General features: G+C 64.7%; 17 protein-coding genes and 1 tRNA gene. 3 read left to right on the plus strand and 15 right to left on the minus strand.

Annotation, left to right across the window (positions count from 1 at the left end):
* Positions 1-66 precede the first annotated feature (66 nt).
* Positions 67-143, minus strand: a tRNA-His gene (locus Ga0102493_RS09680).
* A gap of 220 nt (positions 144-363) precedes the next feature.
* Here Ga0102493_RS09680 and Ga0102493_RS09685 point away from each other — a divergent pair.
* Both Ga0102493_RS09685 and Ga0102493_RS09690 read left to right on the plus strand, forming a co-directional pair.
* Positions 364-1,017: a prolyl hydroxylase family protein gene (locus Ga0102493_RS09685; RefSeq protein WP_034901758.1), complete on the plus strand. Its 654-nt coding sequence runs from the start codon at positions 364-366 to the stop codon at positions 1,015-1,017.
* A complete protein-coding gene (locus Ga0102493_RS09690; protein ID WP_034901755.1) occupies positions 1,014-1,331 on the plus strand; it encodes a TraR/DksA family transcriptional regulator in 318 nt (105 codons plus the stop codon). Before Ga0102493_RS09685 ends, Ga0102493_RS09690 begins: the two co-directional genes overlap by 4 nt.
* 86 nt (positions 1,332-1,417) lie before the next feature.
* Here Ga0102493_RS09690 and rpmE read toward each other — a convergent pair whose 3' ends face one another.
* The 12 genes from rpmE to rpsB all read right to left on the minus strand — a co-directional run bounded on the left by rpmE (position 1,418) and on the right by rpsB (position 13,041).
* The gene (gene rpmE, locus Ga0102493_RS09695) at positions 1,418-1,642 is read right to left on the minus strand and encodes a 50S ribosomal protein L31 (protein WP_034900856.1); all 225 of its coding nucleotides are present in this window, start codon (positions 1,640-1,642) and stop codon (positions 1,418-1,420) included.
* Positions 1,643-1,745: 103 nt separating this feature from the next.
* Positions 1,746-2,237: a 3-hydroxyacyl-ACP dehydratase FabZ gene (gene fabZ / locus Ga0102493_RS09700; protein WP_051697537.1), complete on the minus strand. Its 492-nt coding sequence runs from the start codon at positions 2,235-2,237 to the stop codon at positions 1,746-1,748.
* Positions 2,238-2,280: 43 nt separating this feature from the next.
* Positions 2,281-2,976, minus strand: a complete 696-nt coding sequence (locus Ga0102493_RS09705) for an OmpH family outer membrane protein (RefSeq protein WP_034900854.1) — start codon at positions 2,974-2,976, stop codon at positions 2,281-2,283.
* The gene (gene bamA, locus Ga0102493_RS09710; RefSeq protein WP_051697535.1) at positions 2,976-5,615 is read right to left on the minus strand and encodes an outer membrane protein assembly factor BamA; all 2,640 of its coding nucleotides are present in this window, start codon (positions 5,613-5,615) and stop codon (positions 2,976-2,978) included. The genes Ga0102493_RS09705 and bamA overlap by 1 nt, the downstream gene beginning before the upstream one ends.
* A 281-nt stretch (positions 5,616-5,896) precedes the next feature.
* On the minus strand, positions 5,897-7,048 hold the full coding sequence (gene rseP / locus Ga0102493_RS09715) for an RIP metalloprotease RseP (RefSeq protein WP_335659922.1): 1,152 nt from the start codon (positions 7,046-7,048) through the stop codon (positions 5,897-5,899).
* Positions 7,041-8,204, minus strand: coding sequence for a 1-deoxy-D-xylulose-5-phosphate reductoisomerase (dxr, locus tag Ga0102493_RS09720; protein ID WP_034900848.1), 1,164 nt, complete (start codon positions 8,202-8,204; stop codon positions 7,041-7,043). The genes rseP and dxr overlap by 8 nt, the downstream gene beginning before the upstream one ends.
* Before the next feature lie 7 nt (positions 8,205-8,211).
* Complete coding sequence (locus Ga0102493_RS09725; RefSeq protein WP_034900845.1) at positions 8,212-8,973, minus strand: phosphatidate cytidylyltransferase; 762 nt, start codon at positions 8,971-8,973, stop codon at positions 8,212-8,214.
* Positions 8,960-9,685 carry a polyprenyl diphosphate synthase gene (uppS, locus tag Ga0102493_RS09730; protein WP_051697533.1) on the minus strand — a complete coding sequence of 242 codons (726 nt, stop codon included), beginning with the start codon at positions 9,683-9,685 and terminating at the stop codon, positions 8,960-8,962. Before uppS ends, Ga0102493_RS09725 begins: the two co-directional genes overlap by 14 nt.
* 32 nt (positions 9,686-9,717) lie before the next feature.
* Positions 9,718-10,275 (minus strand): ribosome recycling factor, encoded by a 558-nt coding sequence (gene frr / locus Ga0102493_RS09735; RefSeq protein WP_034900843.1) that lies wholly within the window; start codon positions 10,273-10,275, stop codon positions 9,718-9,720.
* Between the two features lie 3 nt (positions 10,276-10,278).
* Positions 10,279-11,001 carry a UMP kinase gene (gene pyrH / locus Ga0102493_RS09740; protein ID WP_034900841.1) on the minus strand — a complete coding sequence of 241 codons (723 nt, stop codon included), beginning with the start codon at positions 10,999-11,001 and terminating at the stop codon, positions 10,279-10,281.
* A 215-nt stretch (positions 11,002-11,216) separates the two neighbouring features.
* Positions 11,217-12,152 carry a translation elongation factor Ts gene (gene tsf, locus Ga0102493_RS09745; RefSeq protein ID WP_034900839.1) on the minus strand — a complete coding sequence of 312 codons (936 nt, stop codon included), beginning with the start codon at positions 12,150-12,152 and terminating at the stop codon, positions 11,217-11,219.
* A gap of 115 nt (positions 12,153-12,267) precedes the next feature.
* The gene (gene rpsB, locus Ga0102493_RS09750) at positions 12,268-13,041 is read right to left on the minus strand and encodes a 30S ribosomal protein S2 (protein WP_034900838.1); all 774 of its coding nucleotides are present in this window, start codon (positions 13,039-13,041) and stop codon (positions 12,268-12,270) included.
* A 288-nt stretch (positions 13,042-13,329) separates the two neighbouring features.
* Here rpsB and Ga0102493_RS09755 point away from each other — a divergent pair, with 288 nt between their 5' ends.
* The gene (locus Ga0102493_RS09755) at positions 13,330-13,587 is read left to right on the plus strand and encodes a hypothetical protein (RefSeq protein ID WP_034900837.1); all 258 of its coding nucleotides are present in this window, start codon (positions 13,330-13,332) and stop codon (positions 13,585-13,587) included.
* Here the strand turns inward: Ga0102493_RS09755 and pssA are convergent.
* Together pssA and Ga0102493_RS09765 are read right to left on the minus strand one after the other, a co-directional pair.
* Positions 13,529-14,347, minus strand: a complete 819-nt coding sequence (pssA, locus tag Ga0102493_RS09760) for a CDP-diacylglycerol--serine O-phosphatidyltransferase (protein ID WP_051697688.1) — start codon at positions 14,345-14,347, stop codon at positions 13,529-13,531. The two genes, Ga0102493_RS09755 and pssA, sit on opposite strands and share 59 nt — an antisense overlap.
* Before the next feature lie 103 nt (positions 14,348-14,450).
* Complete coding sequence (locus tag Ga0102493_RS09765) at positions 14,451-15,206, minus strand: phosphatidylserine decarboxylase (RefSeq protein WP_034901748.1); 756 nt, start codon at positions 15,204-15,206, stop codon at positions 14,451-14,453.
* Positions 15,207-15,215 lie beyond the last annotated feature (9 nt).

A 15,215-nucleotide genomic window follows, 5' to 3' on the forward strand; every position in this document is an offset into this window, starting at 1 on the left:
GCCTTCAAGTGCGCGCGGAAGGAAGGGTGCGGGCCGACCCGTTCATGCGATTGGCTGGGAGGATGATGGGGCGATCGACGGGGTTCGAACCCGCGACCTCCGGTACCACAAACCGGCGCTCTAACCAACTGAGCTACGATCGCCACATGCCCCGCCCCAACGTCGCCGATCCGGTCGCCGTCAAGTCCGCGCAAGGCGCGCGCTTTAAGCCGCGCACACGCCCGGTCAAGAGCGCGTTGGACGGGGTCGAGCCTGTTGCACAAAGCCGCATCCATGGGAAGCGAAAACTGCCGCAGCAGCGCTCTCACGCAAGATTATTACGCCCTTGTTTCGGCCCATCTGCGACTTATCCTCGTGCATGACATGGATACGATCGCCGATTCTGCCACTTTCGCGTCGGTGGCCGCGCGCCTAGCCGCCAATCCGCGCGTCCAGCGCCTGCCGACAGCCAAGGCCGACCTGTTCCAGCATCGCGACTTTCTCGCGCCCGACCTGCGCGAGTCGCTGATCGCTCTGATCGACAAGGACCGCCGTGCCTCGACCATCGCCGACGACAATGGCGACGCCTATTTCCGCACCAGCGAGACCTGCGACCTCGACCCGGCCGAACCGGCGGTGGAAAAGCTAGAGGAGCTGTTCCTAGCGCTCAATGGCATCGACCCGAAATTCGGTGAGCCATGCCAGGGCCAGCGTTATGCGGAAGGCCAGGAATTCAAGGCCCACACCGACTATTTTACCCCGGGCGGTCCCGATTATGAAAAGTTCTGCTCGGTCGCGGGCCAGCGCACCTGGACATTCATGATCTACCTCAACGCGGTCGAGGCGGGCGGCGCGACCCGGTTCAAGACGATCGGCAAGACCTTTCACCCGGAACCGGGCAAACTTTTGTGCTGGAACAACGCCCGACCCGACGGGCGGGTCAATCCCAATACGCTCCATCACGGAATGAAGGTGCGCAAGGGCGTGAAATACGTCATAACCAAATGGTATCGGGAGAAGGAGTGGGGATGGAAATGAGCCAATATGCCGACATCGCCGAACAGCTGCGTGAGCGGCTGGGCGCATTGCTCGAACGGGCGGAAGTGATCGAGGACGACTTGCGCCACCCGCTCGACGACGACTGGGAGGAACAGGCGATCGACCTCGCCGATGACGAGGCGCTCGAAGGGGTGGACGAGGTCCTGCGCGCGGAAATCGCGCAGATCCGGCTTGCGCTGCTCAGGATCGAGAACGGGACCTACGGAACCTGTTCGAATTGCGGGGCCGAAATCGACCGCAAGCGGCTCGAGGCCCGGCCGATCGCGACTCGCTGCATCAAATGCGCCGCGTGACCGGTCGCGGTTGACCCATGCGTAAAGGGCGGCCCGACCGGACCGCCCTTTCATCGCAGCCCGGGGCCGCGAATTCGCCGAAGCGCTTACTTTTTGAGGCTGAGCCCGCCGAAACGCTTGTTGAAGGCAGCGACGCGGCCGCCTTCCTGAACCTGCTGGCGCCCGCCGGTCCATGCCGGGTGGGTCTTAGGGTCGATTTCGAGCGCGAGCACGTCGCCCTCGCTGCCCCAGGTCGAGCGGGTCTGGAATTCGGTACCATCGGTCATCTTGACCGTGATCATGTGATAGTCGGGATGCCCTTCGGCTTTCATGTCTCGTATCCTTGCTAGCACTGCCCCGGTTCCGACCGGGAACGCTGTGGCGGGGAAAGCGCGCCCGATAGTCGCAAACACCGCCAATGGCAAGAGCGCAGGCTCAGGCCTCGGGCGGGTCGGCGATCATCGCGGTGAATTCGGTCTCGCAGGTGGTCTTGCCCTCGACGCTGGCACGCCCCTTGAACTTGTAGATCGTGCGGCGCTGCTGGAGGAATTCGACCTCGAGATCGAGCAGGCAGCCGGGCGTCACGGGGCTGCGGAACTTGGCGCCGTCGATCCCCATGAAGATGACGAGCTTGCCCGTGCCGGCCAGTTCGAGCGTCTCGATCCCCAGAATAGCCGCAGCCTGGGCGAGCGCCTCGATCTGCAGCACGCCGGGCATGATGGGAGCGCCCGGGAAATGGCCCTGGAAGAACTCCTCGTTCATGCTCACCGCCTTCACCGCGTGAATGCGCTCGCCAAGGTGGAGCGCCTTCACCCGGTCGACCAGCAGCAGCGGATAGCGATGCGGCAGGGCCTTTAGGATGCGGTGGATATCGTAATCGGTGATCGGCGCCGACGCACCGCCCTGCTGTTCGCTGGTCTCGCTCATGGCCTGCCTTTCGCCTGTCGCCTGCCTGCCTTGCCGAGCGGCCTCAGCGGCCCTGCGGGACCTGCGGATTTGCCGGCTGCTGCCCCTGCTGCTGCTGCTGTTGCTGCTGGCGCAGGAGCGAGATGACCTGGAGCGTCTGTTCGATGTCCTGGGTCAGCTGCACGCCCTGACGGCTCGGCTGATAGCCCTGCGGGGGGACCACGCCGACCGAAGGCACCTTGGCGTTGAGCGACGTCACGATCGCCTGCGTGATGTCGGCCTCCTGCGAAGGCACGGCGAGCGCGCCGGGATTGAGCACCAGCTGGATCTGCTGCTGCTCCACGACCTCGCGCAGGGCCGGAGCGTATTGCTGCGCGATCTGTTCGACCACGAAGACGCGCGCCAGCTCGATCTGGTTCGAAAGCTGAGTGAGTTCCTGGTCGAGCGTCTGAAGCGTGCCGAACTGCGGCGAAGATTCGACCGCCTGGTATTCGGCATCGTCGATTTCGTTGTCGCCATTGGTGTCGAACTGCTTGAGCAGGGCCTGGCGCTGCTGCTGCTTGGTCCGGAGCTGCTCGATCTGGGCCGAATAGGTCGTCTCGATCTGCTGAAAGGCGTTCTGCAGCGCCGTGGTGCCGATCAGCGAACGGGTGCGGTCGGCGGTAGCGATCTTGCCTTCGACCTGGGCGAAAGCCGGCGTGGCGGCAAGCGCACCGAAGGCAAGGCCGGCGGAGGCGAGAAAGGTAACAATCGGTTTCATCAGAACTGGGTTCCTACGTTGAACGTGAAAGTCTTGTCATCGTCGCCCTCGACCTTGCGGATCGTCTGGGCGAAGTCGATGCGGAACGGCCCGAATGGCGAGTTCCAGTTGACCCCGATCCCGGCGGTGATGCGCGGACTTGGGGAATCCCCGAGGAATACCTCGCGGATCGCGGAGTTGGGCCGGATGGCGGGATCGTTGAGCGTCCCGTCCGGCTGGCTGGGTGCAAGGGTGAGATTGCCGTCGGGATCGATGAAGATCGGATTGCCGTCACCATCGACCGACTGGATGCCGTTGGGATTGTCCTGCAGCACCGGCGGATCGACACCCCATAGCGCGCCGACATCGACCCAGATCGACGGCCTGAGACCAAGTTCGCGCGCACCGGTGCCGAGCGGAACTTCGAGTTCCGCTCGGGCAAGATAATAGTTGCGCCCGCCCAGGGCGTCGTCGCGGATCTGCCGGCGATTGGTGATGGGGACGCGATTGCCGTCCTCGTCGGTGATGTAGGGCTGCGTCAGGATGCGCGGGCCGACGCCGCGAATGTCGAAGCCGCGGATCTGCGGCTCGCCGAGGAAGAAGCGGTCGGTCAGCAGCACGTCGTCGACATTCGGCCCGCCGCGATCCTGCAGCGGAATGATCGTTCCGCCTTCGGCCAGCAGCGAGAAGATGAAGCCGCTATTGGCAACGTTCCAGAATTGCTGCGCGCGTCCGCGGAAACGGACATAGCGCACATCCCCGCCCAGCCCCGCGAATTCGGATGTCAGCGTGATGAGACGCCCGCGCGATGGGCGGATGCGCGAATTGAGCGAGTTGTAATTGAGGCTCACGCCGAGGATCGAGCTCAGCCGCTCGCCCAGCGCATCGCACAGGAACCGGCCGGCGAGCAGCGGATCGCATTCGCGCGTCCCGTCGCCGTCGAGATCGGAGAAGAACAGGTTCTCGGCGAGGCTCACCTCTTCGTAATTCAGCGTGTAGCTGCCCACGAGCGACATGTATTCGGTCAACGGTACGCCAAGCCGCGCGGAGAAGCCGGTCGTGGCCTGTTCGAAAGTCGTGTTCCGGTCGCGCCCGCGGAAGTTGAAGCTGTTGAAATCGCGGCGGTAGATATCGACCCCGGCCGAGATGTTGCGGTCGAAGACGTAGGGCTCCTGAAAGCTGATCTGCGCCGAACGCGAAAACTGCGAATAATTGACCGACAGCCCGATCGTTTGTCCGCGCCCGCGGAAATTGCGCTGGCGGATCGAGGCGGCGAGGATGAACTGCTCGATCGAGGAGAAGCCCGCCGAGAACTGCAGTTCGCCGGTCGGCTGCTCCTCGACGTTCGCTTCGAGGATGATGCGGTCGGGCGCGCTGCCTTCGACCTGATTGACCTCGAAATTCTCCTGGAAATAGGCCAGCGAATTGATGCGCGCGGTGGTGCGCTGCACGCCGAGCGAGTTGAACGCATCGCCTTCCGACAGGCGGAATTCGCGGCGGATGACCTTGTCCTGGGTGAGCGTGTTGCCGTTGACGTCGACCCGCTCGACATAGACGCGCGGCGCCTCGCGCAGGATGAACGTGACGTTCATCTCGAGATCGTCCTTGTCGCGCTGGAAGCGCGGCTGGACATCAGCGAAGGCATAGCCGAACCGCCCGGCAAGCTCGGTCAACTGCTCGACCGTGTCCTCGACCGATTTCGCATCGTACCAATCGCCTTCCTGCATCGGCAGGCGCTGGCTCATCGCATCGCTGTCGAAGTCGCGCAGCTGGCTTTCCACCTCAACGTCGCCGAACTTGTAGCGTTCGCCTTCCTCGACGACGTAGGTGATGATGAAGTCTTCCTGGTCCGGCGTCAGCTCGGCGACGGCGGAGACGACACGGAAATCGGCATAGCCTTCAGTGAGGTAGAATTGGCGCAGCTTCTGCTGGTCGAAGGCGAGCCGGTCGGGGTCGTAGCTGGTGTTGGAACTGAAGAATCGGAACCAGCGCGACTGCTTGGTCACCATCTCACCGCGCAGCTCGCTGTCCTTGAACTGCTCGTTCCCGATGATGTTGATCTGCCGGACCTTGGATTTCGGGCCCTCGCTGATCTCGAACACGACATCGACGCGGTTCTGCGGCAACTGCACCATTTTCGGCTCGACCGTCGCGGCGAAGCGGCCTTGGCGCTTGTAGAGCTCGATGATCCGGGCGACGTCGGCGCGGACCTTGGAGCGGGTGAAGATCTGGCGCGGAGCGAGCTTGATCTCGGGCAGGATCTTCTCCGCGTCGAGCCGGTCGTTTCCTTCCAGCACGATGCGGTTGATGACCGGATTCTCCTCGACCGTGATGACGACATTGCCATTGTCGTTGCGGATCGAGAAGTTCGAGAACAATTCGGTTGCGCCAAGGTCCTTCAATGCTTGGTCGGCGGCGACCGAGGTGTATTCCTGACCCACGCGCAGGCGGATATAGGACAGGATCGTGGTCGGCTCGAGCCGCTCGGCACCCGCGACGCTGATCGTGCGGATGATGTTGGCGCTGGGCGCGGGTTCGGGCGCAGGCGTCGGGTTCGGGGCCGGAGTCGGCGCGGGGGCCGGTTGCGGCGCGGCTTCGTCCTGCGCATGCACCTCGTAGGGCACACCGGCAAGCATGGAGCCGCAGGTCAGCGCGAGCATCAGGCGGCCGGTGGCGCCAAGCGCGGCCGGTCGGCCCGCTTTGGCAGCGGCAGCGCGCTTTGCAACAGGCTGCAGGCCCGTCTGGGTGGATCGATCCGTCAAGCTTTGTTGTCCCGTCTAACCCGTCTTTATCGCACGCGCCCGGAATGCGGGTGCGTCGCAAGCAAGTCCGGGTCTCCCCACCCGGTCGAATTCAAGCGCCCCGCCTGTGCCCCAAGCGTCGCGCGCAATCAAGCCGAGAGGGCCAGGCCGCTCGGTCATGTAGACACCTTTCCTTTGCGTCAGCTTCCGAACAGCGGACCGAATACAGGCAGCGAGACGACATCGTTAACCGTCACCACGGCCATGAAGGCCAGAACGAGGAAGATCCCCGTGCGATAAGCCCATTCGGTCGCCTGCGGCCCAACCGGTTTGCGGCGGATCGCTTCGGCGGCATAGAAGGCAAGGTGCCCGCCATCGAGCGCGGGGATTGGCAAGAAGTTGATGAATGCCAAATTAAGCGAGATCAGCGCGGCGAACTGGATGAAGGCGACGACGCCCAAACTCATCTGCTCGCCCGAATATTTCGCGATCTTGACCGGCCCGCCCAGTTCCTTGATCGAGCGTTCCCCCGTCAGGACCTGCTTGATCCCGGTCACCATCATGCCGAGCACGTCCCAGGTGTGCTCGAAAGCCATCGGAATCGACTGCAAGGCACCCACCGGTTCGAAGGTATAGCGCCCCCCGCCCGGTCCAACGCCGATGAAACCGATACTGCTGGTATTGCCGAACTGGTCGGTCCGATCCTCGCGGGCGGTCGTGAGAGGGATGTCCACACGCTCGCCTTCGCGCTCCACGGTGAAGATCATGCGCTCGCCGGGATGGATCGCCACGGCCGCCTTGATGTCGTCGAAATCAGCCATCGGCTCACCGTCGACCGCAAGGATCGTGTCGCCGATTTCCAATCCGGCCTCGCGCGCGACCGATTCCTCGGTGAAGACCGCAACCTGTCGCGAATCCTCCACCCCCTCGATCACCGGCTTGCCGAAGATGGAGAAAAGCGAGGCGAAGATGGCGATGGTGACGACGAGATTCGTGACAGGCCCCGCCGCCACGATCAGCGCGCGTTTCCACAGCGCGGCGTGCTGGAAACTGCCGCGCAGTTCCTCTTGCGTGGCAGCGCTCGCGGGCCCGGTGTCGGGCACGCTCGCCGGGTTCATGTCGCCCTTGAACTGGACATAACCGCCCAGCGGCAGCGCGGAGAGCTTCCAGCGCGTTCCCCGACTGTCGGTGAAACCGGCAAGCTCCTTGCCGAAACCGACCGAGAAGGCCTCGGAATGGACGCCGAACAACCGCCCGACGAGATAATGGCCAAGCTCGTGCACGGTTACCAGCGGACCGAGCAGCAGTACGAAGCCGATGAGGTACATCCAAAAGGGGGGCGATTCAAACAAGGGCGAAATTCTCCAGGATTTCCCCTGCATGGGCGCGCGCCTCGGCATCGAGGGCCAGCACGTCGTCGAGATTGCCGGGGGCGGCCGCATGGTGACGGCTCATCGTATCTTCCACCACTGCCGTAATCCGGCTGAACCCTATCTGACCGGCGAGGAACGCCGCGACCGCGACCTCGTTCGCCGCGTTGAGCACGGCAGGCGCCCCGGCCCCGCCCTCAATCGCCTCTCGGGCGAGGCGGGTGGCGGGAAAACGCACCTCGTCGGGTGCGAAAAAGGTAAGCTCGCCGATCGCGGCAAGGTCGAGCGGTTCCAATGGCGTGTCCATCCGCGCGGGCCAGGCAAGGCAGGAGGCGATCGGAACGCGCATGTCGGAAGGCCCAAGCTGGGCAAGCGTCGAACGGTCGCGATATTCGACCATGGAATGAATGACGCTCTGCGGGTGGACGACGATGCGCAGCCGGTCGAGCCCGACCGGGAAAAGGTGATGCGCCTCGATGAATTCGAGGCCCTTGTTCATCATCGTCGCCGAATCGACGCTGATCTTGGCGCCCATCGACCAGTTGGGATGCGCGACGGCCTGGGCCGGCGTGGCCTTGGCGAGCTGGTCCTTCGACCAGGTGCGCAAGGGTCCGCCGCTCGCAGTCAGCGTGATGCGTGCGACATCGTCCAAGCTGTTGCCCGCAAGGCACTGGAATATCGCGTTATGCTCGCTGTCGGTAGGAAGCAGGGTCGCGCCGTGCTTCGTCACCGCGGCGGTCATCACCTCGCCTGCCGAGACCAGCGCTTCCTTGTTGGCGAGCGCCACCGTTCCGCCGCGTTCGATCGCGGCCATGACCGGGCCGAGCCCCGCGCAGCCAACGATGGCGGCGACGGTGAGATCGACCGGCCGGGCCGCCGCTTCGCACAGGGCGCGCGGCCCGCCCGCGGCCTCGATCCCCGTGCCGCAGAGCGCTTCCCTGAGATCGGGAAGGCAGCTTTCGTCTCCGACGACAGCGAGCTTCGCATCGAATTCGACCGCGAGCGCGGCAAGCTCCCGCGAGGAGCAATTGGCCGTCAGCGCTTCGACGCGCCAGTCATCGGGATTGCGGCGCACGAGATCGAGAGTCGATGCTCCGATCGATCCGGTCGCGCCAAGCAGCGTAAGCGTTCTCGTCATGGACCCGTCATCCCAGATAAGCGGGCAGGAGGGCAACCAGAAACAGCACGAAGAACACCGCAATGAAGCCGTCGAGCCGGTCGAACAGCCCACCATGACCCGGTATGAGACCGCTGGAATCCTTCACCCCCGCGCGCCGTTTCATCCAGCTTTCGAAGAAATCACCGCTCTGCGCGATCACCGCGATGAGCATCCCGGCGAACACGGCAAGGGCGATCCCGCTCCCCGAAACGCCGGGCATCGCCCCGCCCGGCCCGATATCGAGCGCTTCATTGGCGATCGCAACCAGGCTTGCCGCCACCGCCCCGCCGCCCAGGCCCGCCCAGGTCTTGGACGGGCTGATCGCTGGCGCGATCTTGGGCCCGCCGATCATGCGGCCCGCGAAATAGGCCCCGACATCGACCGCGATGACCGGAAGAAGAAAGCTCACCAGCACTTCGAGCGGGCCGTAGCCGCCTGCCCCGGCATCAGGCCCCAGCGCACCGTTGCGGACCATTGCCATCGCGAGCGCCGCCCCGCCGACATAACAGGCCCCGCCGAACAGCCACGCGATCTCCGCGAGCGGGCCGGCGGCGAAAGCGCGCACGATGCGGTTCCATTCCCACAGCACGCCAAGCGCTGCGAGCCCGCACAAGCCCAGCCAGACCCAGCCGCCAAGCCACAGCGCACCCCCCGCGACCAGCACCATCACGACCGCAGAGGCCAGCCGAACCGAAAGATCCGTACCGACCGAGCGCAATCGCCTCAGGCGTGGCTCAGCGCCCGCCATAGCGGCGTTCCCGGCGCGCGAAATCGTCCAGCGCCTGCTGGAGATGCTCGGGCTTGAAATCGGGCCATAGCGTGTCGACGAAGAGCATTTCCGCATAAGCGGCCTGCCACAGCAGGAAATTGGAAAGGCGAATCTCGCCGCTGGTGCGGATGAGGAGATCGAGCGGCGGCAGGTCGTGCGTGTCGAGCTGCGCTTCTATCGCCTCCGGCGTGATCGCGCCCTTTGCCGCCGCCTTGGCCGCGGCGCGGGCGATCTCGTGCTTCCCGCCGTAATTGAGCGCGACGGCGAGGATCTGCCTGCCATTCGCGGTCCGCGCCAGCGCATCTTCTAGCATCGCGACGATGTCGGGCGCGAGGCTGCGCCAGTCGCCGATGATCTTCAGCTTCACTCCGTTCGCGACGAATTCCTCGAGGTCGGATTTGATGAACCTTCGCATCAGGTTCATCAGGTCGTCGACCTCGTCGTGCGAGCGCTTCCAGTTCTCCGAGGAAAAGGCGTAGAGCGTCAGGCATTCGAGCTTCATCGGCTCGAGCCCGCGCACCAGCCGCCGCACCGCCTCGACCCCGCGCTGGTGGCCGACTGCGCGGGGCAGGCCGCGCTTCTTCGCCCAGCGCCCGTTTCCGTCCATTATGATGGCGACATGCCGGGCACGCGGCTCCCCCGCGCCGAGGATACGGGCCGCAGCTTGGTCGGTTGCGGGCGTGGCGCCCATATGCCCTCCAGACGGAATGCCCCGCACGCAGACTATTGCGTGAGGATTTCCTTTTCCTTCTTCGCCGCCGCCTCGTCGGCCTCGGCGACATGCTTGTCGGTCAGCTTCTGGACTTCCTCTTCCATCCGCTTGCGATCGTCCTCGGAGATTTCCTTCTTCTTCTCGTCGGTCTTGAGCGCTTCCATCGCGTCGCGGCGCACATTGCGGATCGCGATCTTCGCCTTCTCGGAATACTGCCCGGCGAGCTTGGCGAGTTCCTTGCGCCGCTCTTCGGTAAGGTCAGGAAGCGGCAGCCGGATGGTCTGCCCGTCGATCATCGGGTTGAGGCCGAGATTGGCGCGCGCGATGCCCTTTTCGACCGCAGTGAGGTTCGACTTGTCCCACACCTGCACGCTGAGCATACGTGGTTCGGGCGCGGAGACGGTCGCGACCTGATTGAGCGGCATCATCGCGCCATAGACCTCGACCTGCACCGGATCGAGCAGCGTGGTATTGGCGCGGCCCGTGCGCAGGCCCGCAAGGTCGCTTCTCAATGAATCCACGGCACCTTTCATCCGGCGCTCGATATCGGCCTTGTCATATTGCGGCATGGATCAGCTGTCCTTCTGTACTATCGTCTGCACGCCGTCGCCCGAAAGCACGCGCGCGACATTGCCTTTTTCTCGGATCGAAAACACCACTATCGGGATATCGTTCTCCCGGCAAAGCGCCACCGCAGTCGCGTCCATCACCTTGAGATTCTGCGACAGGACGTGGTCATAGCTCACCGTCTCGAAGCGGGTCGCATCGGGATTGTGCTTGGGATCGCTGTCATAGACCCCGTCGACGCTCGTCCCCTTCATCAGCGCGTCGCAATTCATCTCGGCTGCACGCAGGGCAGCGCCGGTATCGGTGGTGAAGAAGGGATTGCCCGTTCCCGCAGCGAAAATCACGATCCGGCCCTTTTCTAGATGCCGCTCGGCACGCCTGCGAATGTAGGGCTCGCATACCGAGGACATCGGGATAGCGGATTGCACACGCGTCTGCACGCCAAGCTTCTCAAGCGCGTTCTGCATCGCCAGCGCGTTCATCACCGTCGCGAGCATCCCCATGTAATCGCCGGTTGTCCGGTCGAGCCCCTTGGCCGCCCCCGCGATACCGCGAAAGATGTTGCCCCCGCCGATGACGAGGCAGACCTCGAGCCCGCTGTCCTTCGCCGTCTTCACCTCTTCGGCAAGACGGGCGACATATCCTGGATCGATGCCGTATTCCTGCTCGCCCATCAGCACCTCGCCCGAAAGTTTCAGGAGGACGCGCTTGATTTCGGGCATGGGCATGGGGGGCGGGCTCTTCCGGCAAGAGTTATCGTTGGCGCGGGCTTTATCCGCGCAGACGCCCGCTGCCAAGGGGCGCGCGCCGGTTTTGGCCCGCCCTTGCGGATCACTCGGGTGAGACATTGGACTGCTGGAATGGCCCGCCCCCGCCAACATGAAGAAGGCCGCTGCATCTCGGTGGATGCAGCGGCCTTTCCCGATCAGAGCGGAAAGCTGGATCAGCCGCCGACGGCAGCCGCAACTTCCGCCGCGAAATCGCTTTCTTCCTTCTCGATGCCTTCGCCGAGCTGGTAGCGCACGAAATCGACGAGCTTGATCGTGGCGCCCGCCTCCTTGGCGGTGCGCGCGACATATTCCTCCACCGTGGCCTTGCCGTCCTTGACGAAGACCTGGCTCAGCAGGGCGTTTTCCTTGGCGTATTTCTTGACCGCGCCCTCGACCATCTTTTCCTGCACGTTTTCAGGCTTGCCGCTTTCGGCAGCCTTCTCGCGGGCGATCGCGCGCTCGCGCTCGATCACTTCGGCATCAAGTCCGTCAGCGTCGAGCGCCTGCGGGAACATGGCGGCGGCGTGCTGGGCGATATCGCGGCCGAGCGTGGCGAGCACGTCGGCGCTCGCATCGCCTTCGAGAGCAACGAGCACGCCGATCTTGCCGAGATCCTGCGCCTCGGGCGAGACGGCGTTGTGGACATAGGGAACGACCGCGCCCTGGGTGACCGAGATCGTCTTGATCCGGCGGATCTGCTGGTTCTCGCCGATCGTCGCGACATTGTCGGTGAGCTTATCGCCGACCGTGCCGCCACCGGGATAGCCCGCGGCCTTGAGCGCTTCGACATCGTCATTGCCGAGTTCGAGCGCGACCGCCGTGGTCTTGCGTACGAAATCCTGGAACTGGTCGTTCTTTGCGACGAAGTCGGTTTCCGAGTTGACCTCGACCGCCACGCCCCTGGTCCCTTCGACGGCGACGCCGACAAGGCCTTCGGCTGCGGTGCGGCTCGACTTCTTCTGGGCGGTGGCGAGGCCCTTGGCGCGCAGCGCGTCGACGGCGGCCTCGATGTCGCCGTTCGCTTCGGTCAGCGCCTTCTTGGCGTCCATCATGCCTGCGCCGGTCTTCTCGCGCAGCTTCTTCACATCGGCGACGGTGAAATCGGCCATGTTCGGTGTTCCTTTGTCTAGGTTCGGCGCCCGGGCATCGCGGGTCGACCGCTTGATGATGCCCGGCGCGCTAATCGTTGTTTGTGACGCGCGATTGACGCGGGGGATTTGCCGCTCAGGCGTTTTCGGCCGGGGCTTCCTCGGCAGCGGGTTCGGCCGGGGGTTCGGCCATGGCGCCGACATCCTCGCCCGAATCGTGCGCCGCGCCGCCCTTGCCCGCACGCGCCGCATCGCCGATCGCCTGGCAATAGAGACGAACCGCGCGGCTCGCATCGTCATTGCCGGGGACGGGAAAGGCGATGCCGGTCGGATCGACATTGGTGTCGAGCACCGCGATCACCGGAATGCCGAGAACGGCCGCTTCCTTGATCGCAAGGTCTTCCTTGTTGGCGTCGATCACGAACATGACGTCCGGGATGCCGCCCATGTCGCGGATGCCGCCGAGCGAGAGCTCGAGCTTGTCGCGTTCACGCGTGAGCTGAAGGATTTCCTTCTTGGTGAGGCCGTGCGTCTCACCCGAAAGCTGCTCCTCGAGGTTCTTGAGGCGACGGATCGACTGGCTGATCGTCTTCCAGTTGGTGAGCATGCCGCCCAGCCAGCGGTGGTTGACGAAGTGCTGACCGGACTGGCGCGCGGCTTCCGCGATCGGCTCCTGCGCCTGGCGCTTGGTACCGACGAACAGCACCTTGCCGCCCGCGCGGACAGTCTGCTCCACGAAATCGAGAGCGCGCGCGAAGAGCGGCACGGTCTGCGACAGGTCGATGATGTGAACACCGTTGCGGGCGCCGAAGATGTACGGCTTCATCCGCGGGTTCCAGCGGTGGGTCTGATGGCCGAAATGCGCGCCGGCCTCGATCAATTGCTGCATCGTGACGGTGGTGCCCGCCATAGGTATTTCCTTTCCGGTTGTTCCTCTGGAAGGCTGGAACCGCCGCGGATCGCCCGCCTGCGGCACCGGTATGGGCGCCTTCCATGTGAATTTCGCGGGAGGTCCGGGCGCGATTCGCCCGCTTTCCCTCGCGAGGGCTGCGCCAATAGACGTTCGCGCCGGGAAAAGCCACCGAAATGTTCCACGAGAAACATTTGGAGAACAAAACGCTTGACCCCGGAGAACACTTATAGAACAAGCTTGCGGAACAAAGATTGAACGCTCGGATACGCAAGCAGGAAAACCGCCATGATCGCTCTTGTCATCGCCGCTCTCGTTATCGTCACGACGCTCGCAACCGGGCTCACCCTGGTCGACAGCTGGCTGCGCGCTCGCCATGCGCTCGTCGCGTTGCGGCGGGAGCGCGCTCTGCTGTCGGCGGGCTTCGTGCCCGAAATCGCACATCGCGAAATTCGCCTGCGCCGCGCCGGCATGCGCGCGCAGCGCCCTAGCCTTCTGCAGCAGCAGCGTCCCTGTCGCGCGCTTCGGCTGCGCGGCGCCGCTTGATCCGGCCATAACGATAAAGCCCGTAGGGCATCATCGCGAGATAGCCCGTGCTCATCGCGGCGAGCGACCACCACGGCTCCAACAGAAGCACGGCGAAGAACAGCGCCGCGAGTGCGATTAGGAACAGGCGGATATTGCGACGCGGGCGGACCACGGCCCAGCTCAGCGTCGCCATGTTCGAGATCATGAGCACGGCGATCAGCGCGAGCCAGGCGGACAGCGCGACAGGGTCGCGCAGCAGCGCGAAACCTGTCTCCTGCCATAGGTAGAACGGCGCGAAGGCGAGCCCCGCACCGACCGGCGCGGGGACACCCGTCAGAAAACCGGCGGACCTGTGCGGCTGGTCGTCGACGTCGATCCGCGCATTGAACCGCGCTAGCCGGAGTGCGCAGCAGATCGCAAAGGCGAGCGCGGCGAACCAGCCGAAACGTTCGAATTCATTGAGCGACCAGAGATAGATGATGATCGCCGGGGCCATGCCGAAAGACAGCGAATCGGCAAGGCTGTCGAGCTCTGCCCCGAAACGCGACTGGGCGTTCAGAAGCCGCGCGATGCGCCCATCGATGCCGTCGAGCACACCCGCCAGGATCACCGCGAGCACGGCGTAGGACCACTGGCCCTCGATCGCGAAACGGATGCCCGTGAGGCCCGAACACAATGCCGCGGCAGTGATCGCGTTGGGCAGCATCGCCCGCAGCGTCAGGCCGGTGGCATCAGGGGCGGCCTTGCCGTCCTCGTCCTCGGCCGCCTTGGGGCCGATGCGCGCGGGCACCACCGGACCGGTCTTGCGGCGCGGCGGCCGGCTCACCCGAGCCTCGCCAGAGCGGCCCCGGGCAAGGCAGTGCAGGCGATCACTGCGGCCGTCACTGGGAGATGCCTTCGATCAGGCCCTGCGTTCCGAGCTCGGCCAGGACGGTCTCGCCCGCAATGACGCTCTGGCCGATCAGCACCTTGGGATCGGTCCCGGCCGGAAGATAGACGTCGACCCGGCTGCCGAAACGGATCAGTCCGACCCGCTGGCCCTTGGCGACGGTGTCGCCGGGCTTGACGAAAGGCACGATCCGCCGCGCGACCAGACCCGCGATCTGGGTAAAGGCGATCGCCACACCATCGCCGCGTTCGATCAGGATGTGCTGGCGCTCGTTCTCCTCGCTCGCCTTGTCGAGGTCGGCGTTCATGAACTTGCCGGGAATGTAGACCAGCCGCCGGATCGTCCCCGCGACGGGCGCCCGATTGATGTGGACGTCGAACACGCTCATGAAAATCGAGATGCGCGTCACCGGCCCGGGCGAAAGGCCCGGATTGCCCGATCCGTCATCGGCGACCATTTCCTCGGGCGGTTCGACCTCGGTGATGAGCGAGACGAGCCCGTCAGCCGGCGCGACGATCGCGTTCTCCGCCTGAGGCACGACGCGTTCGGGATCGCGGAAGAACGCGAAGACGCCCAGCGACAGCAGCAGAAGCGGCCAGCCGATGATCTCGATATCGATCCAGGGGGATAGGAAAAAGAGGCTGACCGCCACCGCGATCAGACCGAATTTGCGCCCCTCGGGATGGATCGGGGGCCAGGACCAGGCGGCATCGCCGCGGCCCTGATTGTCGTAGATTTCGCCTGCCATGAAGGGCAT

It is taken from the genome of Erythrobacter litoralis (assembly GCF_001719165.1).
GTDB lineage: Bacteria > Pseudomonadota > Alphaproteobacteria > Sphingomonadales > Sphingomonadaceae > Erythrobacter > Erythrobacter litoralis.

Excerpts from the sequence above, each read along its gene's own strand:
- Ga0102493_RS09705 (WP_034900854.1), bottom strand. The coding sequence starts at position 2,976 with ATGAAACCGATTGTTACCTTTCTCGCCTCCGCCGGCCTTGCCTTCGGT.
- rpmE (WP_034900856.1), bottom strand. The coding sequence starts at position 1,642 with ATGAAAGCCGAAGGGCATCCCGACTATCACATGATCACGGTCAAGATG.
- Ga0102493_RS09755 (WP_034900837.1), top strand. The coding sequence starts at position 13,330 with ATGATCGCTCTTGTCATCGCCGCTCTCGTTATCGTCACGACGCTCGCA.
- pyrH (WP_034900841.1), bottom strand. The coding sequence starts at position 11,001 with ATGCCCATGCCCGAAATCAAGCGCGTCCTCCTGAAACTTTCGGGCGAG.
- Ga0102493_RS09685 (WP_034901758.1), top strand. The coding sequence starts at position 364 with ATGGATACGATCGCCGATTCTGCCACTTTCGCGTCGGTGGCCGCGCGC.
- Ga0102493_RS09765 (WP_034901748.1), bottom strand. The coding sequence starts at position 15,206 with ATGGCAGGCGAAATCTACGACAATCAGGGCCGCGGCGATGCCGCCTGG.
- frr (WP_034900843.1), bottom strand. The coding sequence starts at position 10,275 with ATGCCGCAATATGACAAGGCCGATATCGAGCGCCGGATGAAAGGTGCC.
- Ga0102493_RS09725 (WP_034900845.1), bottom strand. The coding sequence starts at position 8,973 with ATGGCGGGCGCTGAGCCACGCCTGAGGCGATTGCGCTCGGTCGGTACG.
- dxr (WP_034900848.1), bottom strand. The coding sequence starts at position 8,204 with ATGACGAGAACGCTTACGCTGCTTGGCGCGACCGGATCGATCGGAGCA.
- bamA (WP_051697535.1), bottom strand. The coding sequence starts at position 5,615 with ATGCTCGCGCTGACCTGCGGCTCCATGCTTGCCGGTGTGCCCTACGAG.
- rpsB (WP_034900838.1), bottom strand. The coding sequence starts at position 13,041 with ATGGCGGGCACCACCGTCACGATGCAGCAATTGATCGAGGCCGGCGCG.
- Ga0102493_RS09690 (WP_034901755.1), top strand. The coding sequence starts at position 1,014 with ATGAGCCAATATGCCGACATCGCCGAACAGCTGCGTGAGCGGCTGGGC.
- tsf (WP_034900839.1), bottom strand. The coding sequence starts at position 12,152 with ATGGCCGATTTCACCGTCGCCGATGTGAAGAAGCTGCGCGAGAAGACC.
- fabZ (WP_051697537.1), bottom strand. The coding sequence starts at position 2,237 with ATGAGCGAGACCAGCGAACAGCAGGGCGGTGCGTCGGCGCCGATCACC.
- uppS (WP_051697533.1), bottom strand. The coding sequence starts at position 9,685 with ATGGGCGCCACGCCCGCAACCGACCAAGCTGCGGCCCGTATCCTCGGC.